Source organism: Pseudomonas sp. NPDC087626 (assembly GCF_044743405.1).
In the GTDB taxonomy this organism is placed as follows: domain Bacteria; phylum Pseudomonadota; class Gammaproteobacteria; order Pseudomonadales; family Pseudomonadaceae; genus Aquipseudomonas.
Window position 1 is genome coordinate 63,960 of record NZ_JBIUWJ010000023.1, and the last position, 22,472, is coordinate 86,431.

Annotated in this window: 21 protein-coding genes; 5 read left to right on the forward strand and 16 right to left on the reverse strand. The window is 61.5% G+C overall.

Annotated elements, in window-relative coordinates; translation table 11 throughout:
* Positions 1 to 2: 2 nt before the first annotated feature.
* Together ACIOVD_RS19115 and algB are read right to left on the reverse strand one after the other, a co-directional pair.
* Positions 3 to 1,793 carry an ATP-binding protein gene (locus tag ACIOVD_RS19115; RefSeq protein ID WP_095165155.1) on the reverse strand — a complete coding sequence of 597 codons (1,791 nt, stop codon included), beginning with the start codon at positions 1,791 to 1,793 and terminating at the stop codon, positions 3 to 5.
* Positions 1,794 to 1,803: 10 nt separating this feature from the next.
* Positions 1,804 to 3,150, reverse strand: a complete 1,347-nt coding sequence (algB, locus tag ACIOVD_RS19120; RefSeq protein WP_095165156.1) for a sigma-54-dependent response regulator transcription factor AlgB — start codon at positions 3,148 to 3,150, stop codon at positions 1,804 to 1,806.
* Between the two features lie 445 nt (positions 3,151 to 3,595).
* Between algB and ACIOVD_RS19125 the strand changes: the two genes are divergently transcribed.
* The 4 genes from ACIOVD_RS19125 to ACIOVD_RS19140 all read left to right on the forward strand — a co-directional run bounded on the left by ACIOVD_RS19125 (position 3,596) and on the right by ACIOVD_RS19140 (position 7,605).
* A complete protein-coding gene (locus ACIOVD_RS19125; protein WP_095165157.1) occupies positions 3,596 to 3,883 on the forward strand; it encodes a hypothetical protein in 288 nt (95 codons plus the stop codon).
* Between the two features lie 72 nt (positions 3,884 to 3,955).
* Positions 3,956 to 4,120 carry a DUF1328 domain-containing protein gene (locus ACIOVD_RS19130; protein WP_002555679.1) on the forward strand — a complete coding sequence of 55 codons (165 nt, stop codon included), beginning with the start codon at positions 3,956 to 3,958 and terminating at the stop codon, positions 4,118 to 4,120.
* Positions 4,121 to 4,905: 785 nt separating this feature from the next.
* Entirely contained in the window at positions 4,906 to 6,237 is a 1,332-nt protein-coding gene (gene gltP, locus ACIOVD_RS19135; RefSeq protein WP_095165158.1) for a glutamate/aspartate:proton symporter GltP, read from the forward strand.
* A 138-nt stretch (positions 6,238 to 6,375) separates the two neighbouring features.
* A complete protein-coding gene (locus ACIOVD_RS19140) occupies positions 6,376 to 7,605 on the forward strand; it encodes a nucleoside recognition domain-containing protein (RefSeq protein WP_095165159.1) in 1,230 nt (409 codons plus the stop codon).
* A 187-nt stretch (positions 7,606 to 7,792) separates the two neighbouring features.
* Here ACIOVD_RS19140 and ACIOVD_RS19145 read toward each other — a convergent pair whose 3' ends face one another.
* The 9 genes from ACIOVD_RS19145 to ACIOVD_RS19185 all read right to left on the reverse strand — a co-directional run bounded on the left by ACIOVD_RS19145 (position 7,793) and on the right by ACIOVD_RS19185 (position 17,995).
* Complete coding sequence (locus ACIOVD_RS19145; protein ID WP_401129631.1) at positions 7,793 to 8,443, reverse strand: ABC-type transport auxiliary lipoprotein family protein; 651 nt, start codon at positions 8,441 to 8,443, stop codon at positions 7,793 to 7,795.
* Positions 8,440 to 9,378, reverse strand: coding sequence for an MlaD family protein (locus tag ACIOVD_RS19150; protein WP_159993005.1), 939 nt, complete (start codon positions 9,376 to 9,378; stop codon positions 8,440 to 8,442). The genes ACIOVD_RS19145 and ACIOVD_RS19150 overlap by 4 nt, the downstream gene beginning before the upstream one ends.
* A 1-nt stretch (position 9,379) precedes the next feature.
* Positions 9,380 to 10,183, reverse strand: a complete 804-nt coding sequence (locus tag ACIOVD_RS19155; RefSeq protein ID WP_095165162.1) for an ABC transporter ATP-binding protein — start codon at positions 10,181 to 10,183, stop codon at positions 9,380 to 9,382.
* The gene (locus ACIOVD_RS19160; RefSeq protein WP_095165164.1) at positions 10,180 to 11,325 is read right to left on the reverse strand and encodes an ABC transporter permease; all 1,146 of its coding nucleotides are present in this window, start codon (positions 11,323 to 11,325) and stop codon (positions 10,180 to 10,182) included. Before ACIOVD_RS19160 ends, ACIOVD_RS19155 begins: the two co-directional genes overlap by 4 nt.
* 54 nt (positions 11,326 to 11,379) lie before the next feature.
* Complete coding sequence (locus tag ACIOVD_RS19165; RefSeq protein ID WP_159993007.1) at positions 11,380 to 12,423, reverse strand: DUF5924 family protein; 1,044 nt, start codon at positions 12,421 to 12,423, stop codon at positions 11,380 to 11,382.
* 77 nt (positions 12,424 to 12,500) lie between these two features.
* On the reverse strand, positions 12,501 to 13,877 hold the full coding sequence (locus ACIOVD_RS19170) for a pitrilysin family protein (protein WP_159993008.1): 1,377 nt from the start codon (positions 13,875 to 13,877) through the stop codon (positions 12,501 to 12,503).
* An 80-nt stretch (positions 13,878 to 13,957) separates the two neighbouring features.
* Positions 13,958 to 15,616, reverse strand: a complete 1,659-nt coding sequence (locus ACIOVD_RS19175; protein ID WP_095165167.1) for a Na/Pi cotransporter family protein — start codon at positions 15,614 to 15,616, stop codon at positions 13,958 to 13,960.
* Positions 15,617 to 15,833: 217 nt separating this feature from the next.
* Entirely contained in the window at positions 15,834 to 16,601 is a 768-nt protein-coding gene (locus tag ACIOVD_RS19180) for a TerC family protein (RefSeq protein ID WP_095165168.1), read from the reverse strand.
* 86 nt (positions 16,602 to 16,687) lie between these two features.
* Positions 16,688 to 17,995 carry a CitMHS family transporter gene (locus ACIOVD_RS19185; protein WP_095165169.1) on the reverse strand — a complete coding sequence of 436 codons (1,308 nt, stop codon included), beginning with the start codon at positions 17,993 to 17,995 and terminating at the stop codon, positions 16,688 to 16,690.
* Positions 17,996 to 18,338: 343 nt separating this feature from the next.
* Here ACIOVD_RS19185 and ACIOVD_RS19190 point away from each other — a divergent pair, with 343 nt between their 5' ends.
* On the forward strand, positions 18,339 to 18,740 hold the full coding sequence (locus ACIOVD_RS19190; protein WP_095165170.1) for a GFA family protein: 402 nt from the start codon (positions 18,339 to 18,341) through the stop codon (positions 18,738 to 18,740).
* An 80-nt stretch (positions 18,741 to 18,820) separates the two neighbouring features.
* On the opposite strand, the gene ACIOVD_RS19195 is transcribed toward ACIOVD_RS19190, so the two are convergent.
* The 5 genes from ACIOVD_RS19195 to ACIOVD_RS19215 form a co-directional block, all read right to left on the reverse strand.
* Positions 18,821 to 20,782 carry a DUF4105 domain-containing protein gene (locus tag ACIOVD_RS19195; protein WP_401129636.1) on the reverse strand — a complete coding sequence of 654 codons (1,962 nt, stop codon included), beginning with the start codon at positions 20,780 to 20,782 and terminating at the stop codon, positions 18,821 to 18,823.
* Entirely contained in the window at positions 20,779 to 21,099 is a 321-nt protein-coding gene (locus tag ACIOVD_RS19200; protein WP_095165173.1) for a DUF2388 domain-containing protein, read from the reverse strand. The genes ACIOVD_RS19195 and ACIOVD_RS19200 overlap by 4 nt, the downstream gene beginning before the upstream one ends.
* Positions 21,100 to 21,127: 28 nt before the next feature.
* Positions 21,128 to 21,436, reverse strand: a complete 309-nt coding sequence (locus ACIOVD_RS19205; protein WP_159993016.1) for a DUF2388 domain-containing protein — start codon at positions 21,434 to 21,436, stop codon at positions 21,128 to 21,130.
* A gap of 105 nt (positions 21,437 to 21,541) precedes the next feature.
* Positions 21,542 to 21,859, reverse strand: a complete 318-nt coding sequence (locus ACIOVD_RS19210) for a DUF2388 domain-containing protein (protein WP_095165175.1) — start codon at positions 21,857 to 21,859, stop codon at positions 21,542 to 21,544.
* 174 nt (positions 21,860 to 22,033) lie between these two features.
* Entirely contained in the window at positions 22,034 to 22,243 is a 210-nt protein-coding gene (locus ACIOVD_RS19215) for a DUF1127 domain-containing protein (protein ID WP_095165176.1), read from the reverse strand.
* Positions 22,244 to 22,472: the final 229 nt, after the last annotated feature.

A 22,472-nucleotide genomic window follows, 5' to 3' on the forward strand; every position in this document is an offset into this window, starting at 1 on the left:
CGCTATAGCGGCAACGCCAGATAAAACTGTGTGCCTTGCCCCGGTCTTGAGTAGACGCCCATGCGGCCGCCGTGCAACTGGACGATTTCCTTGCACAGCGCCAGGCCCAGCCCCGCGCCGCCTTTCTTGCGACCGACCTGTACAAAAGGTTCGAAGATCCGGCCTTGCTGGCCATAGGCGATACCTTCGCCATTGTCTTCGACGCTGACAATCACTCGTTCGCCATGGCGCCGGGCCTGCAGGCGAATCTGGCCTTTTTCGCTGGTATGGCGCAGGGCGTTGTCGATCAGGTTGTCCAACACCCGCTCCAGTTGCGGCTGATCGGCTTGCAAGCGCGGCAGCGGTGTCTGGATTTCCACCAGCAATTCGATGCCTTGCTCATGGGCTCGCTCAAGGAAGCGGCCCTGGGCCTGCTCCAGCAAGTCATCAATGTTGCAGGGGGCCAGGGTGAGTTTTTGCAGGCCGTTCTGATACCGCGAGAAATTCAGCAGGTCGTTGATCAGCTGCATCAGGCGCTGCATTTCTTCGTTGACGGTGTCGAGCAGGTCGGTTTCCCGGGAGTCTTCGGCAAAATGCGCGCGTTCGCGGAACAGGCCGAAGGCCATGTGCATGCCAGTGACCGGTGTACGCAGTTCATGGGAGGCGCGCAGTACGAATTCGCTGCGCACCCGTTCGAAGGCCCGCTGTTCGGTGACGTCGTGCAGCACCATCACTGCCCCGAGGATATGGCCTTCGGTATGGCTGACCGGGGTCAGGCTGTAGGTCAGCAGGCGCGATTCACCGTCGACCTCGATGCTCAGGTCATCCGGCGCGCGCTCCAGTGAACCGCCGCGCAATACCAACTGCAGTTGTTCGTCGAGTTCCGGGCGTTGCAGCGCGACACCCAGGGCCAGGCCAAGGCGGTCGTCATCCCAGCCCAGTTGGCGTTGTGCTACCGGGTTCATGTGTTCCAGCTGGCCCTGGCGATCGATCATCAGCAAGCCGTCATCGATGCTGTCGAGTACCGCCTGCAGGCGCTGCTGGCCGGCCAGCAGTTCATCGACGTTGGTGGCCTGATGTTCGCGCAAGGCTTCGGCCATGATGCCGAAGCGGCGAGTCAGCAGGTTCATTTCCGCCGCAGGGGACAGTGGCAGGGTGACGTCGAAATTACCCTGGCCGATATTGTCGGCGGCCTTGGCCAGCGCTTCGATCGGCGCGCCGAAACGGCGGGCGATGCCATGGGCGGTGATAAAGCCGATGATCAGTACCGCCAACCCGACGAGGCCCAGCGAGCCGGCCACCAGCAACGCACGTTCGCGGTCTTTGCGTTGGGTGCTGTTGATATTCTCCAGCGCTTGTTTGTGTTCGCCGATCAGGCCATTGCGCAGGACGTTGAATTTGTCGGTCAGTTCCTGGTTGCCGCTCAGGCTGCCGGAAAGATTCTGGGACTCGCTGAAGGCCTTGAGGAAGGACAGATAATCATCCCGGGCTTGCTGGAAGCCTTGGTGGCCGTTGTCCAGGCGGTTTTCATGGGTGATGCCTTGATCCAGCAACTCGAAATAGTGCCGCTCGGAGTTTTCCAGCGCCGCCAGGTCGGGGGTCTGGTTGAGCATGATCATCAATTGATCGCCCAAGGTCTGGCGCAGCTTGAGGCCCAGGTCCAGGGTGATGAAGTTGTCGCGGATCAGCACCTCCTGATTACTCGCCATCTGCATCACGCTGACCAGCCCGAGCACCAGCCCGAGCAGCGCCACGGTCATCAATGCCGAGATACTCAGAAACAGACGGGTGCGCAACTTCATCGCCAGTTTCATAGGGGGGCGCTCACAGGTTGTACTGTTTGCGTTTGCGGTACAGGGTCGAGGCGTCGATACCCAGGGTCTTGGCTGCTTGATCGAGGGTGCCGGCGCTGGCAAGTACGGCGCCGATGTGGGCTTTTTCCAGCTCATCCAGGCTCAAGGCGGCGCCGATGCGCGGGGCGTTGTTGGTGGGCTGTTCGGCCATCCCCAAATGACTGATCTCGACCCGCTCCTGCGGACAGATGATGCTCGCCCGCTCCACGACGTTTCGCAGTTCGCGGATGTTGCCGGGCCAGCGGTAGCCCAGCAGCGCTTCGCGTGCCTCGTCACTGAAGCCGCGGGCCGGGCGCGCGTACTCCTTGACGAAGCGGGCCAGGAAGCGATCGGCCAGGGTCAGGATGTCCTCGGCGCGCTCACGTAGCGGTGGCAGGTGCAGGGTGATGACGTTCAGGCGGTAGAGCAGGTCCTCACGGAAGCGCCCGTCGCGGACCATGTCTTCCAGGTTGAGGTTGGTGGCCGCGAGGATTCGTACATCAGCGCGCCGGGTAACCGGGTCGCCGACCCGCTCATATTCCTTGTCCTGAATAAAACGCAGCAGTTTGGGCTGCAAAGTCAGGGGGAAGTCGCCGATCTCGTCGAGGAACAGGGTGCCGCCGTCTGCCTGGTTAACCCGGCCGAGGGTGCTTTCGCTGGCGCCGGTGAACGCCCCCCGACTATGGCCGAACAGCTCGCTTTCCATCAGCTCGGCGGTCAGTGACGGGCAGTTGATGGTCACGCAGGATTTTTTCGCGCGCTTGCTCCAGCCATGAATGGCTCGCGCCAACTCGCCTTTACCGGTGCCGGACTCGCCGAGTATCAGGATATTGGCGTCGGTGCTAGCGACCTGGCGGGCGGTTTCGAGCACCACTTTCATGGCCGGGCTGTGGGAATCCAAACCGTCGCTGGGTTTGCGCATTTCACCTTCAAGGGCTTCAAGGCGGGCCGAGAGCTGCCGCACTTCAAGCTGCTTGGCGGTGGCCAGGCGTAGTTGGTCTGGGCTGCATGGTTTTACCAGGTAGTCGGCGGCGCCGGCTTGAATGGCGTCGACGGCGGTGTCCACGGCCGAGTGAGCGGTGACGATGACCACGCGCATCCAGGGTGCCTGGATGCGCATTTGCGCCAGCACGTCGAGGCCGTTGTCCTCGCCCAGGCGCAAGTCGAGGAAACACAGGTCGAAGACTTGGCGTTGCAGCAGGACATCGGCCTGGGCAGCGCTGTTGGCGGTGGCGACGCTGTAGCCTTCGTCTTCAAGGCAGTAGCGGAAGGTGCGCAGGATGGCGGACTCATCGTCCACCAGCAGAATGCGGCCTTGATGCTCGTTGGCGGATTCCATTTTTCCTACGCTCCTTAAATGAATGATCTTAGTTAGTCCCGACGAAATCGGGCAAGTTGCATGGTTGATTCTGGTCGCTTCTGCTCAAAGCCGGGGAGTTATTCCCTCTCAACTTCGCTAACTATATGAAATAGCTCGATTTTTAGCGAAAAATCGGAGTCCTGCAGCGCACCTGTCTCCTTTTCTGACATCTGCGGCACCTCATACATTCCAAAAATTTTCCCTCGGCTGCAAATCAATCGTGCAGAACGCACGACCCGTGCTCGGTGCATCGTGCAGGATGCGTTCAGCTTGGATTTTTAATTAAGACTAAGTGTTTGATTTTATTGAGTTTATTTCTGTCAGGAAAGATGGCATGCAGGCTGCAATGTACTGAATAGCCCAGGGCGTTCAAGCAGGTCCGCCCTAAACCAATAATAACCACCAGTGTGGGAGGAGTTTCAGGATGAATCGCCAACGTGCCGCCCAATTGCGTCTTTCGCCACTGTATGTCCAGCAAGGGCTGTTCACCGTCCTTGCGCTGGTGATCACCTTGATCGGCGGCCAGCAATTCATGCTCTGGCAGCACAGCCAGCAGCCCGATGCTGCGATTACGCCGACTCAACACTTCACCCAGACCCATTTCAGCGCCGTCAGCAGCCAGACGGCTGATGCGGCCCCCCTGCGCATGATGGACGTCGACCAGGCCCAGCCTGGGTTTGACATGCCCCGTCAGGAGCGTTGGGTGTTCTAGGCAACAGACCTGGTGCCGGCTCCATGCATCGGGAATCGCAGCACCTCTAATCGAAGCGTAAGGAGAGTCATCATGTTGAGCTGGGCAATCACATTCTTGATCATTGCCATTGTCGCTGCCGTACTGGGCTTCGGTGGTATCGCGGGCACCGCCACGGGTATCGCCAAGATTCTCTTTGTCGTGTTCCTGGTGATGTTTGTTGTTTCCTTCTTCTTCGGCCGTCGCGGTCGAGGCTGACACTGAGCGGTTGCGTGAAGGCACTGGCGCCACCCCGTTGCCGGGTGGCAAAGCCAGGGTTCGTTGGATGAGCACAGGAATTGAAAACCGAAAGAGCCCGATAGCGTCTCTTTCCTTTACGCCCACCCGAGGAAGGTGCGCGTATGACCAGGGGGCCGGGACGTTCTGATTGTTGCAGGATCGGAGTGACCTACGGGTACAGGGAGTGCCTGCGTAAGGGCCGGGTCAGGCAAAGCAGCGTCGCCCGTTCGCCGGTCAATCTCGACTGGGGGAACGGGCGGCGCGCTTACGTGGGCAAAACACTGAGTTAGAGCGCTTGAGCTATTCTGCTCGGGTCACAGACAACAATCCTTTCTGCCAAACCATTTCCCAGTGTTTCCTGGCGACCGTATATCGAGAAATTTGCGATTATTTTCTGACCATTTTTCGACGCGTTGCGTAGGGAAAATCGCTGATTTTTGTACGTAATTGACTGGTCAATTAATAACCACCCTGCTCTGCAATGGCCGGTTCACGGCACTTATGCCTGCCGAAATGTCGTATTCGAACCGGTTGGGACGGTCGTTTTACTAAAAAAAACTCATGCCGATTCGGCATAGGGTAGGCGTTTACGGCATTAGACGTGGTCCCGTTGCATCGGAATAGTTGCGCCTTTTTTCGCCTGCCAGAGAGCCGAAATACGCGCTCCGGGTGACCTTATACGGGGGCAGGTGCGCAAACTTTTACGCCATTGGGTGTTCCAGTTCGTGCATCTGCTCGAGTCAAACGCAAGTAAGGGTAATGATATGAAGAAGGCAAAGCTTAGCCTCGCCTGGCAGATCCTCATCGGTCTGGTCCTGGGTATAGCAATCGGCGCACTGCTCAACCACTTCAGTGCTGAAAAAGCCTGGTGGATCAGTAACGTCCTGCAACCAGCGGGCGATATCTTTATCCGTCTGATCAAGATGATCGTGATCCCGATCGTGATCTCCTCGCTGATCGTCGGCATTGCTGGCGTGGGTGATGCGAAGAAACTCGGGCGCATTGGTCTGAAGACCATCATCTACTTCGAAATCGTCACCACCATCGCCATTCTCGTGGGCCTGGTGCTGGCCAACCTGTTCCATCCGGGCTCCGGCATCGACATGAGCACCCTGGGTACTGTGGATATTTCCAAGTACCAGGCGACGGCGGCCGAGGTTCAGCATGAACATGCGTTCATCGAAACCATCCTCAACCTGATTCCATCGAACATCTTTGCCGCCATGGCGCGTGGTGAGATGCTGCCGATCATCTTCTTCTCGGTGCTGTTCGGTCTCGGCTTGTCGAGCCTGCAGTCGGACCTGCGCGAACCGCTGGTGAAGATGTTCCAGGGCGTATCGGAAAGCATGTTCAAGGTCACTCACATGATCATGAACTACGCGCCGATCGGTGTGTTTGCCCTGATCGCGGTGACCGTGGCCAACTTCGGCTTCGCCTCCCTGCTGCCGCTGGCCAAACTGGTGATCCTGGTTTACTTCGCCATCGCCTTCTTCGCCTTCGTGGTGCTGGGCATCATCGCTCGCCTGTTCGGCTTCTCGGTGATCAAGCTGATGCGCATCTTCAAGGATGAGCTGGTGCTGGCCTACTCCACCGCGAGCTCGGAAACCGTGCTGCCGCGCGTGATCGAGAAGATGGAAGCCTACGGCGCGCCGAAAGCCGTTTGCAGCTTTGTGGTACCGACTGGCTACTCGTTCAACCTCGACGGCTCGACCCTGTACCAGAGCATCGCGGCAATCTTCATTGCCCAGTTGTACGGTATCGACCTGTCGATCAGTCAGCAGTTGCTGCTGGTCCTGACCCTGATGGTCACCTCCAAAGGTATCGCCGGCGTGCCGGGCGTGTCCTTCGTGGTCCTGCTGGCCACCCTGGGCAGCGTTGGTATTCCGCTGGAAGGCCTGGCGTTCATCGCCGGTGTCGACCGCATCATGGACATGGCGCGTACCGCTCTGAACGTGATCGGCAATGCCCTGGCCGTACTGGTCATCTCTCGTTGGGAAGGCATGTACGACGATGCCAAGGGCCAGCGTTACTGGAACTCCCTGCCGCACTGGCGCAGCAAGGACAAGCTGCCGGCTGGTGAGACGACCAACCACTAAATGCGACTCTTGTAGGAGCTGGCGCCGCAAGCTGGCGCCAGCTGCTCCTAGATCCCAGACAAACCCCGGAGAAATCCGGGGTTTGTCGTTTCTGCCCACCCCGCTATCATTCGCCGCATCTTCTGGGGGATTTGACTGATGCTCAACGGCCTGTGGCTTGGCTTTTTCATCGTGGCGGCCATTTCGGCATTGGCGCAGTGGCTGATCGGCGGCAATGCCGGGATCTTCGCGGCGATGGTGGAAAGCATTTTCGCCATGGCCAAACTGTCGGTCGAGGTGATGGTACTGCTGTTCGGCACCCTGACCCTGTGGCTGGGCTTTTTGCGGATCGCCGAAAAGGCCGGGATCGTCGAGTGGTTGGCCAAGGCCCTGGGTCCGCTGTTCCTGCGCCTGATGCCGGAAGTGCCAGCGGGCCATCCAGCCATCGGCCTGATCACCCTCAACTTCGCGGCCAACGGCTTGGGCCTGGATAACGCGGCGACGCCGATCGGCCTCAAGGCGATGAAGGCACTGCAAGAGCTCAACCCCAGTGCAACGGTGGCGAGCAATGCGCAGATCCTGTTCCTGGTGCTCAACGCCTCGTCGTTGACGTTGCTGCCGGTGACGATCTTCATGTATCGCGCCCAGCAAGGCGCGCCGGACCCGACCCTGGTGTTCCTGCCGATCCTGCTGGCCACCAGCTGTTCGACGCTGGTCGGGCTGCTGTCGGTGGCGTTCATGCAGCGCCTGCGCCTGTGGGACCCGGTGGTGCTTGCCTACCTGATTCCCGGTGCGTTGGTCCTGGGTGGTTTCATGGCCCTGCTGGCGACGCTCTCAGCCACCGCGCTGGCGGGGTTGTCCTCGATCCTCGGCAACCTGACGCTGTTCGGCCTGATCATGCTGTTTCTGGTGATTGGCGCGCTGCGCAAGGTCAAGGTGTATGAAGCATTCGTCGAAGGCGCCAAGGAAGGCTTCGATGTGGCCAAGAACCTGTTGCCCTACCTGGTGGCCATGCTGTGTGCGGTAGGCGTATTGCGGGCTTCCGGGGCGCTGGACTTCGGCCTGGACGGCATTCGCCATCTGGTGGAGTGGGCGGGCTGGGACACGCGCTTTGTCGACGCCTTGCCGACCGCGATGGTCAAGCCGTTCTCGGGCAGTGCCGCGCGGGCGATGCTGATCGAAACCATGCAGACCTCCGGCGTCGACAGCTTCCCGGCGCTGGTGGCCGCGACCATTCAGGGCAGCACCGAAACGACCTTCTATGTGTTGGCGGTGTACTTCGGTGCGGTGGGTATCCAGCGTGCCCGGCACGCCGTGGGGTGTGCGCTGTTGGCGGAACTGGCCGGGGTGCTGGCGGCAATCGCGGTCTGCTACTGGTTCTTTGGCTGAACCCATTATCGTTGACGACTTTCGCGAGCAAGCCGCAAGCGGGCGCTCGCTCCACAGTTGAACGTGCCAACCTGTAGCAGCTGCCGAGCCCGCGAGGCTGCGTTCGAGGACGCAGTCCTCGCCGGGTTGGCGTGGGTCCTTGGCGTCTGCTTCGCAGCCGAACGCAGCCTCGCGGGCTCGACAGCTGCTACAAGGATGCTGCTGCGGGTTTGGGAGCGTGCCTCTGTCCCTGCTCCACCGTCCAGGCAACCACTTGCCGGGTCAGCGTATCGCCGGCCTGGCCAAACCCGGTGACCACGCCTGGCACCTTGACGTCACTCACCGACTGGCGCACTTCAAAGCGCTTGCTGGCGAGGATGCGCTGATCGCTGCCGCGCACCAGCAGGGCATCCAGGCGAATCACCACCTGCACGCCATTGCCCTGGTACTCACTCTGGAACGCCTGCAGGTTGCCAGCCAGTTCCAGGTCAGTCTGCAGGTTGCTGTCATCGGTGCTCAGCAGGCGCACCCGGCCATCCTCGGCGAAGCCATCAAGCAGGCGGTTGCGCAACAGGATCGGGGTGGGATCGCTCCAGCGCGAGGCCTTGTAGCTGCTGATCAGGTCGCCTTGGGGGATCACTGCGATTTTCGCGCTGTTAAGCACATCGCCCGCTTGCGGCTTGGCCAGACGCAGCGACCATGTCACAGGAGTGGCTCGCGTCGTGGTTGCCGGGCCTTGGGTTGCAGGCAGGCGATACACATCCTGCGGCTCGGCCTTGGGCAGAATCGAGCAGGCGCTGGCCAGGGCCAGGCTTGCCAGCAGGGCCCCGTGGGCGAATGGGCGGTAGACGCGCTTCATGGTGTGAACTCCTTGTCCGTGTCGCTGCCGAGCAGGTAACCGCTAGGGTTGGACTCCAGGCGACGAGAGATGGCCCGCAGCGAGCTCAGGGTATCGCGTAGTTCGCGCACGGCCGGCGCCAGGCCGTTGAGACCCTGCATGCCGTTGCTCAGGGCGTCCTGATTGCTCGTCAGCAGCGTATTGATGGTTGCCGTGCTTTGCTCCAGGGACTTCATCGCTTGTCCGGCGCTGCCGAACATCTGCTTGCCCTGGTCGTTGAGCAGGCCGTTGGCGTTGCGCATCAGCGCGGTGGTCTGTTCCAGGGTGGCGGTGGCCTGTTTGCCGATGGCCGACAGTTGTTGCATGGCTTGGCGGATATCGCCCCGCTGCTCGGCAATGGCCCCGGTGGTTTGCTCCAGGTTGGCCAGGGTCTTGCCGAGGCGGTCGACGTTCTCCGGCGAGAGCATCTGGTTGGCGTTGTACAGCAGGCGGTTAATGCTGCTCATCACGTCGTCGCTGTTGTTCAGCAGGCGCGCGATAGGCGATGGCGAGGCGACAATCACCGGCAACTTGCCGTCCTTGCCCCGCAATTCAGGGCTTTGTGGTGTACCGCCACTGAGCTGGATGATCGAGGTACCGGTGATGCCGGTCAGGGCCAGCTTGGCCTGGGTGTCTTCCTTGATCGGGGTCTCGCCGCCCAGGCGGATGCGTGCCAGGACCCGGCGCGGGTCCTTGGGGTCCAGGCGCAGGCTCACCACATCGCCAACCTTGATCCCGCTGTACTGCACCGCGCTGCCTTTGGACAGGCCGCTGACCGCCTCGTTGAAGACCACCTCGTAGTCCTTGAACTCGCTGTCGACGCTGGATTTGGCCAGCCACAGACCGAACAGCAAGGCACCGGCCACTACCAGGACGGTGAACAGGCCGATCAATACATGATGGGCTCGGGTTTCCATGTCATACCTCGTTGAGCTGTGAAGCGGCGCCAAGCGCCGCGCGGCCGCGAGGGCCATGAAAGTATTCGTGAATCCAGGCGTCGTCGGTTTCCGAGACGACATCGATGGCATCCGCCACCAGCACCTTCTTCTGCGCCAGCACCGCCACCCGGTCGGTGATGGTGTAGAGCGTGTCGAGGTCATGGGTGACCAGGAACACGCTCAGCCCCAGCGCATCGCGCAGGGTCAGGATCAATTGATCGAAGGCGGCCGCGCCAATGGGGTCGAGGCCGGCGGTCGGTTCATCGAGAAACAGGATGTCCGGGTCCAGCGCCAGCGCCCGTGCCAGGGCCGCGCGCTTGATCATGCCGCCGGACAGCGAGGCCGGGTATTTGTCGGCGGCCGACAGCGGCAGCCCGGCCAGCGCCAGCTTCACCGCGGCCAGGTGTTCGGCATCCGCGCGGCTCAGCCCGGCATGCTCGATCAGTGGCAGCGCGACGTTTTCGGTCACGGTCAGCGACGAAAACAGCGCGCCCTTCTGAAACAGCACGCCGAAGCGCCGTTCCACCATCGAACGTTCGTGCTCCGAGAGGCTCGGCAGGTTCTTGCCGAACACCGTCACAGCCCCTTCGCTAGGCTGGCGCAGGCCAATGATGCTGCGCAGCAACACCGACTTGCCGCTGCCGGAGCCACCCACCACGCCGAGAATCTCGCCCTTGTACAAATCCAGGTCGAGGTTTTCATGCACGCTCTGGCTGCCGAATCGATTGCACAGCCCACGGACTTCGATCACCGCCTCGGTCGGCGCACGGGGTAAGCGACTCACCAGCCCATCTCCATAAAGAACAATGCGGCGACCGCATCCAGGACGATCACCACGAAAATCGATTGCACCACGCTGGAGGTGGTGTGGGCGCCGACGGACTCGGCACTGCCGCTGACCTTGAAGCCTTCCAGGCAGCCGACGGCGGCGATCAGGAAGGCGAAGATCGGTGCCTTGACCATGCCTACCAGGAAGTGTTGGACGCCGATATCCGACTGCAGCAGCGAGAGGAACATCGCCGGCGAGATATCCAGCGAGAGGGCGCAGACCACGCCGCCGCCGACAATCCCCGAGAGCATCGCCAGGAACGTCAGCATCGGCAGGGCCACCAGCAACGCCAGGACCCGCGGCACCACCAGCAGTTCGACCGGGTCCAGGCCCAGGGTGCGGATGGCGTCGATTTCTTCGTTGGCCTTCATCGAGCCGATTTGTGCGGTAAAGGCACTGGCGGTGCGGCCCGCCATGAGGATCGCGGTCAGCAGCACGCCGAATTCACGCAGGAACGAGAACGCCACCAGGTCCACGGTAAAGATGCTGGCGCCAAAACTGGCGAGCACCGTGGCGCCGAGGAAGGCCACGACCGCGCCCACCAGGAAGGTCAGCAGCGCGACGATCGGAGCGGCATCAAGCCCGGTCTGCTCAATGTGCGCGACCATGGGCGTAATTCGCCAGCGGGAGGGACGAAACAGGCCGCGGGCGATGGTTTCCAGGATCAGGCCGACGAACCCCAGCAGTTTCAGCGAGTCTTGCCAGACGGTGTCCACGGCCCGGCCAATACGGGTCAGCAACTGAATGCCGACGTTGATCTCGGGCTGTTTTACCGGGACACAGAAGTCGGCCATCGAGTCATAGACCGTTTGCAGCAGCGCGCGGTCGGCGGCGCACAGGCTGCAGTCGGGATGCTCGGCGGTTTTGCCGAGGCGCTCTGCCCCCAGCAATTCGACCAGCAAGGAGGCACCGGCGGTGTCGAGCGCGCCCAGGCCATTGAGGTCAATGGTGGCGCGGTCGTCATACTGGCCCTTGAGGGTTTCGCTCAACTGCTTGAGGTTGGCGTAGTGGGCAAGCGTCCAGTCGCCCGTGACCCTGAGCTGCGCAGGGCTGTGGGAAGTATCGAGCTGGGCAGTGCCGGTTGTCGTATCGCTCATAAGCTCCTTGCTTGTTCGGCTGCGACGCAGTGCTACCTAATAGCACGAACCTTGTTACTTTGCCTGGTTCGGCGCCGGGTTGTCTTGACCTGTGTCGGTGACCACGAAGCGCAGCACACCAATCACCTGGCCGTCTTCGGTCAGCACCCGGACCTGCCATTTGCCGGCCGGGTTGCCAGGGAAGTTCTGCTTGTGGGTCCAGGCCCGGTAGCCTTCCTTGCGCCCACCGTGGATATCCAGGGCGATACGGTCGACTTCCTTGCCGTTGAATTTCCACACGTGATAGATCCGCTCGTCCAGGCCGCGCGGGGCGTTGATGGCGGTGTAGGCGTACAGGCCGTCGCCCCGCAACTGGGCGACGCTGACCTGCTCCAGGCTGGCGCCCGGGGTGCGGTCCTGCAATTGAGTGCTGATCGCCACCTCGGTCATCCACAGGGTGGCTGGCGGTACCCAGGAGCGCAGGAACCAGCCGGTGGCGCCGATCGCCACGGTGATGCACAGCACGCTGAGGCCACCGCGCACGGTGCGAATCGGAAAGATCGACGCCAGGCTTGGGAAGGACAGCAGCATGGCAATGCCCAGCGCCAGCTTGAAACTCTGCGAGGTGGTCAGGTGCAGGATGATCGGCAAGGCGGTCAGCAGGGCGGCAAACAACGTCAGGGTGTGCATCGCCAGGAACAGCCAGCGGCGTGGGGCCAGCCATTTGTAATAGAGTGGGTCAGTGATGGAAATCAGCGCTGCGGCGCCCAGCAGCCCGGTGAACGCCAGTTGCCCGCTGTTCCAGGTCGTGGTGATGAAAAAGAACGGCAGGACAAAAAACAGGCTTTCCTGGTGGATCATCTGGGTCGCGTAGCGCAGCAGCGGCTGCGGAATCTCGCGCTTGAACACCTTGGTGAACAACTGCGTCAGGCTGTTTTCCAGCATCAGCCAGACCCAGCTGACCAGCATGATGATCGCGATCCAGGTGGCCAGGCCTTGCTGGCGGTCCACCAGAATGAAGCTGCCGACCCCCGAGATGAAACCACCGAGCGCGATGACCCCGGGGTAGCGCTTCATCAGCTCGAGGATGCGCTGGACGTAGAGGGTCAGGTTCGGCATTTTGGCGGTTCACAATGTTCGTAGGAAAAACCCACCTAGGATACCAGCGCCGGGAGACATCCGGTCGCCACGCACCTTCATGTTCGGCGATGAAAGCGCCAACCCAGTGCGCCGAGCAGCAATAACCCGACTACCCCACCCAGCAGCCAGGTCAGTTGATCATAGCTGAGCAGCGGTTTTTCGATGCGCACGTATCCTGGCTGTTCGAGCAGTTGCCGCAGGGCCAGGTTCGCCTGTTTGAGCGTCACGGCACGCAGGCGCTTGACCGGGTCGGCAAATCGTCCGTCTGCAAAGTCGCCCAAGGCACCCCAGTAATAGTCGGCCAGTGCGCTATTACCCTGCACCGCCCAAGCCTGACGGGCGATGGCGGCCTGTTTGAGGCGCGCAAAAGTGGCCGGGTCGAGGCCCTTGTGCAGCAGGTCGGCCTTGAGCTGCGCCAGTACCTGCTGCGCCTGGGCCAGGTCATCGCGCTCCAGGTCCGCGTTCAGGCTCATGAAGCCGACTCCGCCAAACACTTCGCGCTCCGCTGCGGGGCCGTAGGACAGGCTGTGGGCCAGGCGCAACTGGCGGTAAAGCGCCCAGTCGAGGTAATCCTTGAGCAGGTCGTAGGTTTCGTCGTATTGGTCGTCGAGGATCGGCTCAGGGAATAGCCAGTGCAGCTTGGCTGCATCGCCGACCCAGCCGTGGATCAGATTCCGTTCGGCCTGGGCCGGGCTTTGTAACTGCGCCAGGGCCGGGTGCACCGTGGGTTCGACCGGCTTCAGATGACCGTAGGTGCGCTCCAGGTAGGCCGGCAACAGGCGATCGAGGTCGCCGACGACGATCAGTGTCATGTTGTTGGGGGCGTACCACTCCTGGCGTACCTGTTCCAGCTGTTCACGGGTCAGCGAGTGGACTTCGGAGCGTTCCTGGCACTTGAGCCCCAGTTCCACGGCCAACTGGTTGCTGGCGGTATGGCCTAGGTCCTGGCGATCGAGCCAGCGCTGCAGGTGGGAGTAGTGGCCACCGTCTTCACGTTCGACCACCTGTTTGGCGGCATTGATCGCGTTGTCGTCGATGTGGGTTTCGGTCAGCAGCGCCAGTAGCAAGTCGAGGACCTTGCGCTGGTTCTTCGCCGGAGCCTCGATGACAAAGGTGGTGTCGGCATTGCTGGTGAAGGCATTCCATTCCCCACCGAGGCCTTGCATGCGCTCCTCCAGCCCTCCTTCGCCGCCGGCATCGATACCGCTGAACAGCACATGCTCCAGCAGGTGTGGCAGTTCCTTGTCGGCGCAGGAAAAGTCGTCGAGGCCCACGCCGACGACCAGGCGGATTGCCACATGCCCACGCTCAGCGCTCGGCTTGAGCAGGATCTGCAGACCGTTTTGCAGCACGTAGCCCTCGACTTGCAGACGGTCCAGGGCCCAGGTGCAGGAGGAGCCCAGCAGCAGGCACGCAAACAACAGACAACGCATAACAACCTTCCTGGCGGGTAAATGCGGGGAGCGGGGTTTTCCCTCAAGCTTTGCAAATGACTGCTGGCAACGCTAGACGTTCAGGGAGAATGGGTGATGTCAGCCATGTCGTCGACCGCCAGGGCGCCGGTTTCGGAGGTCTCCAGCACCACATAGGCGCTGCTGCAGAATAGCGAGTTCAAGCGTTTCATGTCGGCGATCAGTTCCAGGTGCAAGGAACTGGTCTCGATGCTTTGTACGATCTTGCGTTGCAGGCGGCTGACGTGGGCGTGGGCCAGGCGCCTTTCCTGGGCACGGAAGCGCCGTTTCTCACGCAGCAATTGCCGGGCGCTTTCCTTGTCGGCGCTGAGGAACACTGAGAGCCCCAGGCGCAGGTTGGCAATCAACTGCTGGTGCAGCCCGGCGAGTTCTTCCAGGCCCACATCGGAAAAGGAGCGGCGCTGCGAGGTCTTTTGCTGCTGGACTTTGCGCAACATGCGCTCGATCAGGTCCGAGGCCAGTTTCAGGTTGATCGCCAGTTCGATGATTTCTGCCCAGCGCCGGCTGTCCTGGTCGCTCAGGTCTTCGCGGGGCATCTGCGCCAGGTAGAGCTTGATCGCGCTGTAGAGGGCCTCGACGTCATCGCTCAGGCTGCGCATTTGCTGGGGCACCGCGGTCTGCTTGCCACGCAGCACGTCGAGCATGGCTTGGAGCATGTTCTCGATCAGGTCGCCCATGCGCAGGGTTTCCCGCGCTGCATTGGCCAGGGCCAGGCTGGGGGTGACCAGGGCGGTCAGGTCCAGGTGCCTGGCCTTGGCCTGGCCGTTGGTTTCCGGGCGTTCTGGCAGCAGCCAGGCACACAGCCGCGCCATGGGGCCGACGCTGGGCAGCAGCACCAGGCAGCGCGCCGTGTTGTAGAGCAGATGAAAGCCGATCACCAGGCCCTGCGGGCTGTAGTCGAGACTGTCCATCCAGTGCACGAGGGGGTCGAGTACCGGAATGATCAGCAGCAGCCCGATCAACTTGTACAGCAGGCTGCCCAGCGCCACTTGGCGGCCAGCGGCGTTCTGCATGCTGGTACTGAGGAAGGCCAGCACCCCGCTGCCGATGTTGGCGCCAATCACCAGGCCGATGGCCACGGGCAAGCTGATGACCCCGGCACCGGCGAGGGTTGCGGTGAGCAGGACGGCAGCCAGGCTGGAGTAGGAAATCATCGCGAACAGTGCGCCGATCAAGGCATCGAGCAGGATGTCGCCAGTCAGGGAGGCAAACAGCACCTTGACGCCCTGGGCGTGGGTGATGGGCGCGGCCGCTTCGACGATCAACTGCAGTGCCAGGATGATCAGTCCCAGGCCAATGCTGACTCGACCCATCTGGCCCACGCGGGTCTGCTTGCGTGAGAGGAACAGGATCACCCCGAGGAAAATCAGCAGCGGCGACAGCCAGGACAGGTCCAGAGTCAGGACACGGGCCATCAGTGCGGTACCGACATCGGCGCCGAGCATGGTCGCCAGCGCGGGGGTCAGTGCCATCAGGCCTTGGCCGACAAAGGAGGTCACCAGCATCGCGGTGGCGTTACTGCTCTGGACCATGGCCGTGACCAGGATCCCGGCAATGAAGGCCAGCCAGCGCTTGGACATGTTGCGGCCAATGACATGGCGCAGGTTGGAGCCGTAGACCCGCAAGATGCCGGTTCTGACGATGTGCGTGCCCCAGATCAGCAAGGCCACGGCAGACAATAAATTGAGCAGGGTCAGCATGACAGGCCCCCTGGTGGAATAGCGCCCCAAAGGGGCAAGTCAGCGGTACCGCGCGATTTTCTACATTCTGTACTTAAGCTGTAGTTCGCTAACGGCCGTGGCGCCAGCATCGCATGCCTAAAGCGTCAAATGAAACAAAACTGTCATGAAAACAGCTTCATGCGGACGTAAAAAAGGGGGCTTGCGAGAGCCCCCTTCTTCCTACATCCGGTTCAGGTTACTGGCCCGGGATGTCCTTGCGCAGCTTGACAGGGTCCTGCTGCTTCCTCTTTTTCGCGATTGCGGTGCGCATCTTGATGTTGACCGCTTCCACTGCCAGCGAGAAGGCCATGGCGAAGTAGACATAGCCTTTTGGCACATGCACTTCGAAGGCTTCGGCGATCAGCACGGTACCGACCACCAGCAGGAACGACAGCGCCAGCATTTTCAGCGACGGGTGCTTGTCGATGAAGGTGCTGATGGTGCCGGCAGCCAGCATCATCACCAGGACGGCAACGACGATCGCGGCGACCATGACCGGCACATGGGAAACCATGCCCACGGCGGTGATGACCGAGTCCAGGGAGAACACGATGTCGATGATCGCGATCTGGATGATGGTGTAGAGGAAGTTGCCACCCTTGCCGGTAGGCTCTTCGGAGGTTTCGTCTTCACCTTCCAGTGCGTGGTACATCTCCTGGGAGCTTTTCCACAGCAGGAACAGGCCACCGAAGAACAGGATCAGGTCGCGTCCGGAAATGCCCTGGCCGAAGACCACGAACAGGTCGGCGGTCAGGCGCATTACCCAGGTGATCGACAGCAGCAACAGGATCCGGGTGACCATGGCCAGGGCCAGGCCGAAGATCCGGGTGCGTGCCTGCATATGCTTGGGCATGCGGCTGACCAGGATCGAGATCATGATGATGTTGTCGATGCCCAGGACGATTTCCAGGGCCGTCAGTGTCAAGAAGGCAACCCAGATCTCTGGGTTGGTCAGCCATTCCATGTGTATTCCTTTGAGGATGTGTTAAACCACGCCGCCAGCGGCTTCAAAACTCGAAGTCTAGCTGGCGGCGCGGTGAGTTGATGCTCTTATAGAGTGCTGAACAGCGGAAAAATCCCCATCAGCAACGCAGCGAACATTATGCACAGGCAAACCAGAACTGCCCACTTGAGGGTGAAGCGCTGGTGGTCGCCGAACTCGATCCCGGCCAGCGCCACCAGCAGGTAGGTCGATGGAACCAGCGGACTGAGCAGGTGCACGGGTTGGCCAACGATCGAGGCGCGGGCCATTTCCACGGCGGTGATGCCGTAGTGGCTGGCGGCCTCGGCAAGAACCGGTAACACGCCATAGTAAAATGCATCGTTGGACATGAAAAAGGTGAACGGCATGCTCACCAGGGCTGTGATCACGGCCAGGTAAGGGCCGAGGAAGTCCGGGATCACTGCCAGCAGGCTTTTCGACATCGCATCGACCATGCCGGTGCCGGTCAGGATGCCGGTGAAGATACCCGCGGCGAAAATCAGTCCGACGACTGCCAGCACACTGCCGGCGTGAGCCGCGACGCGGTCTTTCTGCTGTTGCAGGCATGGGTAGTTGACGATCATGGCGATGCTGAACGCGACCATGAACAGCACCGGCAGTGGCAGCAGGCCGGCGATCAAGGCACACATCAGGCCCAGGGTCAGGGCGCCGTTGAACCAGATCAGCTTCGGCCGACGGGCATCCGGGAACTGCGACACGCTGATTTCGCTGTGGTCGATTTCATCGCCGATCAAATGCAGTTCACCCAGGCGCGCGCGCTCACGTTTACCGTACATGTAGGCAATCGCCAGGATCGCCACCACACCGGCCAGCATCGCCGGGATCATCGGCACAAAAATATCCGACGGGTCGACGTGCAGTGCACTGGCGGCGCGTGCGGTCGGACCGCCCCAGGGGGTCATGTTCATCACGCCACCGGCCAGGATGATCAGGCCGGCCATGATGCGCGGGCTCATGCCGATGCGGCTGTACAGCGGCAGCATGGCGGCCACGCAGATCATGTAGGTGGTGGCGCCGTCACCGTCCAGGGACACCACCAGGGCCAGCACCGCGGTGCCGACGGATACTTTTAGCGGGTCACCCTTGACCAGCTTGAGGATCTTGCGCACGGCTGGGTCGAACAGGCCGGAGTCGATCATCAGGGCGAAATAGAGGATGGCGAACATCAGCATCACCCCGGTCGGGGCCAGCTTGGTGATGCCTTCGAGCATCATCGGGCCGATTTTCGGCGCAAAACCGCCAAACAGGGCGAACAGGATCGGCACGATGATCAGGGCGATCAGCGCCGACAGGCGCTTGGTCATGATCAGGTACATGAACGTGATGACCATGGCAAAGCCAAGGAAAGTCAGCATGGGAATACTCCAGACGTAGCGCGACTAGGGAATGGCGGACCGGTTGTGATCAGCGCAGAACGGGTAGCACGAGGCGTACGAAGGGAGTCGGGGCGAACAGGCGGGTGCGAGCGGACATCAGAATCACCATTGTTGTTGTTAATTGGGCCGGGCGAACGTTGCGGATTTCGCGTTGGCCAACCGGTCTTTTGCCGGCAGTGGGGGCGATCCTAATCGGCAAACCTTTCAGCTACCTTTCGCCAGACAAACACCGGACGAGATGTGCAAGCGCGCCTGGCGAGGCTTAAAGTGCTGGGCAGTGCCCCGGATTGATGGGGTGCAGTTGGGGATCAGGAGGGTCGGCATGAGCGTACTTCACACCGGCGGCTGCCATTGCGGGCAGCTGCGTTATCAATTCAGCGGGCCGTTGCAGGACATCGCCCATTGCCACTGCTCGATTTGCCGGCGGGTCAGTGGCGGCCTGGTGACCACCTGGATCACCCTGCCCCGTTCAGCCTTCCAGTGGCTGGCGGGCACCCCGGCGCAGTACGACTCTTCGGCCAGCTGTGTGCGCTACTTCTGTGGCCACTGTGGTGCCCAACTGGCGTTGATCACGCACCTGAGCCCGGACAGCATCGATGTGACCATTGCCACCCTGGATCACCCGGAGCGGGCGCCTGCCGAACGGCATATCTGGACCGACAGTCGATTGCCTTGGCTGCACCTGGACGAACACCTCCCCGAAGAACCCGAGGAAACCCTGTAGCAGCTGTCGAGCTCGCGAGGCTGCGTCAACGGCCGCAGGACGTTCGTAATGCCCAGCGCAGGCTACCTTGCACCTGGGGCTCAGGGCAGCTCCAGGCCGCCTGCCGCCTTATGCAGCGCCCGCAGGTGTTCACCCAATTGCTTGACGTTGGCTTCGTTGGCGGCGATCTCCGCTGCCCGGGCCGGCTCCAGCAGGGCGCGGGCCTCTTTGTCGAGGTCGCCGGTCAAGGCTTGCAGTATCTTCTGGCGGCTGCTGCTTTCAGCTTCCAGGCGTTGCCATTCGTTGGCTTGCGGCAACCCGTAGCCACCCTCGTCGAGCAATTCCGCCGGGCGACTGAGGAAGCCGCTGTTGGCGAGGATCTGCTGCAGGGTCTTGTTGGCCCGGTCCATGCCACCATTCTCCAGCTCCCGCGCATCGAGGTAGCGTTGCTTGACTTCGTTCTGGGCCAGCAGTAACTGCTGGCGAAAGCTCGCCTGCTCCAGCAACAGCAAGGCGGCGCTGGTGCGCAGGTCGGCCTGGCCGAACCATTGACGGCGATCGGCAGCGCTTGCAGTCAGCCAGTCTTCGACCTTGTCCTGCTTGATCGGCAGGTGCTTTTTCAGCACCTCGAACATGGCTTGATAGCGGTCGCGGAATGAATCGAAGCGATAACCCAGGCGCAAGGCCTCACGTTGATCGTCGAGCACGCTGGTGTCGGCCAGGCCGCGGGCCTTGAGCACTTCCAGCAGGCCGTTGGGCATGATGCTGTCCAGGCCGACCAGTTGCGGATTGTTGCTACCACTGCGTAACAGTTTCAGGCTCTCTACGGCGCAGTTGTTGGACAGGAAGAAGTAATTACCGTCGTAGCTCCAGTGCATCTCGGCAGCGTGCTCCACCACTTCGTCGATTTCGCTGCGCGACAGGGTCAGCGGGACGGACGCCAGGCTGCGCAATTCGGTCTTGGTGTACTCGTCGATGACTTGTGCCAGGGGCAGCACAAATAGCCGCGAGGGGTACTTGCCGACCAGGCCATCCCAACTCGACAGCTGTACATCACCGACGAAGGCGCGGTAGGACAGCACCAGGGAATATTCCAGATCCAGCCGGCAATCCGGCCCACGCGGGCGCCCGGGTGCACAGATCACCAGGCGCAACATGCTGTGGCCCCAGCGGCTGACGAGGTTCTGGTTCGCTTCGGCGAGCAGGTAATCGACGGCGTAGACCCGCTCCGGATCGACCTGCCCCAGCGGCTGTTTGCCAAAGTCGTTGCCGGCATTGAGAAAGGCGAAAGACGTGGCGCAGCTGTCCTTGGCCGCCGGTGCCCAGCCAAAGTGCTCCTGGTAATAGCGGTACAGCGCCGGACGGCGGCAGGCGTAGCTCGGGTCGAGGAGGAAGTACTCCATGTTGACCGCGACGAACTCCTTGGGGCTGCTGGTTTCGTACAGGTCCGGGCTGCGTGCAATCTGGCGGTTGTGCTGTTCACGTTCCCCGCGCCGGCCCACGTATTGCTGCCAGCCGGCCAGGTCCAGCAGGCGCGGGTCATCGCTGAGGGTGAAGCGCCGGTCGTTCTGGCCACGGCATTGATCGGGCATGCCGATTAGGCCCGAACTGTTGTGCTGCCGGGTACAGCGCTGGATCAGCAGGCGTTCGGGGCCAGGCCATAAACGCGCACGGTCGTAGATGTGGGTCAGTTCGTGCAGCACCGTGGCCAGCATCTCGCGGCGTACGGTGCCGTGGGGGCGGTGGGTCTTTTTAGTGGCAGCGCTACCGTCCGTCAGGCCGGGTAGCAGCTTGCGGTTGAGGTCGAGTTCGGACACCAGGGAGGCCTGGCCGTAGGCGTTGGCCGGCATGTTGTCGGTCCAGCCGACATTGATCCGTCGGTCCAGTTGCTCGACGAAGTGCGGCGGCAGCGCCTGCATCGCCTCGTCCAGCAAGGCCTGGCTGGCCTGCTGTTCTGCCGGGCTCAAGCCTTCGGTCTTGAGGTGCAGTTGCAGGCCGGCCTGGGCCGTTGTGCCAAACAGCAGCGCGGCAGCGGTCAGCAGCCTGGTGACGAACGACCTCACAGTGCGAGGATGGCTTCGGCGAGTACCTGGTCACTGGCGTCGCGGGCTTCCGGCACGCGGGTGCGCAAGGTGTCGAAGGCTGCTTCCAGGTGCGCGCCACGAATATCGCCATTGCTGGCAACGAAACTTGCCGCGTCGTCGTGGGCATCGCGTACGACTTTCGAGTCGCGGATGGACGTCGTCGTGTCCGAGGTGAAATCGAGGGTGCGCTGGGAGGCACGGATAATGATGTTACTGGTGGCTACCAGGGTTTGGGCCTGGGCCATGTCGGCCAACAACAATAGGCCGAGGGTGGCAGCAATCAGCGGGCTACGCATGGAACGACTCCAGAAGAACGTGGGATAGCTATTGGACGAGAATTGCCTGTGCCAGTTCAAGGTCACTTGCATGAAGTTTTGCCCGGTTCTGGTGCAGGTAAACCAGGGCCGACTCCAGGCGCGCTCCTCGCAGTTGGCCATTGCTGGCAACAAAGGCTGCCGCATCATCGTGCGCGGCGCGCAGCAGTTTATGGTCGAAGGGGGCGCAGGTCACCATGCTTGTGGCATAGGCGGTGACGACCAGGTTCTGCGTGGTCAGGTCCAAGGCATGGGCCGAGGTGATCCAGCAGGCGATGAATGTGGCGGGGACGAACAGTGCTTTTGAAAGAAAATCCATGGGACCGGACAGCTGGAAACCAGCCCCAAGGCTAGCGCAATGCCCGGCCCAGAGCCAGGCCTTGGCAAACGGGGCAGCTCAGGCCACCCCGTCTAGAGCCTGCAATCAGATGGTCAGGATAGCCTGAGCCAGTTGGGCGTCAGTTGCGCTCAACTGTGGAACCTGCTTGCGGATGTGCTCCAGGGCACTTTCCAGGCGAACGCCGCGGATGGCACCTTCGCTGGCGACGAAGCTGGCCGCGTCATCACGGGCTGCGCGCACGATCTTGTCGTCTTTGAACGAAGAAGTGATGTCGGAGGTGGCGTCGGAAGTGGCTTTGAGTGCGCCGACTACAGCGTCCGTGGTGACGATGAAGCTGGTGGCGTGCGAATTGGCAGCCACGGCCAGCAGGGCTGCAGCGCTGAGCAGACGAAGACGGGACATGGGGTAACTCCTGTTAAGAACAAAAAAGAGGCGTTGGAAAACGCCGGACAACCACCGCGAGCCGCACGGTGCCTGAACAATCAGACGCGTACCGCGCAGTGTTCGCCACGTTGTATCTGGATATTAGGCGCATGTTCAGGGGTTCGAACAGTCCTGTCTTCCTTTTGCCGTCCACTATTGCCAGAAGGAGCGCTCCAGTTCGGCCATGCGGTCTGCGTGGCTGATACCAATATCGGACAGTTGCTGGTCATTGAGTTGGGCCAGCAAGTGGCGGGTACGCGCCCGTTCCCGGCATTGGCCTGTGGCCCTGATCAGCCTTGTCAACAGCCCCAGGAGGCCGCGCCGTGGGCGGTGCGATAGGGATATCTCGAGTGAAGTGTCCATGCTCAATTCCTCGCGCGAAGGCTGAAAGTGCAACCTTGGGAGATCATGTTGAACCCTTGCGGTTCAGCGGGTCAGTGACACTGGGGTTAAATTGTACTGGTGCAATTTTGTATTTATAACAACTGTACCTATCTTGCGCAGTACCTTCTGTACCAGCGTTTTTTTTGCCCTGAAACGACAAGACCCGTCGCGGTTTCCCGCGACGGGTCTTGTGTGTGCAATTCAGAGT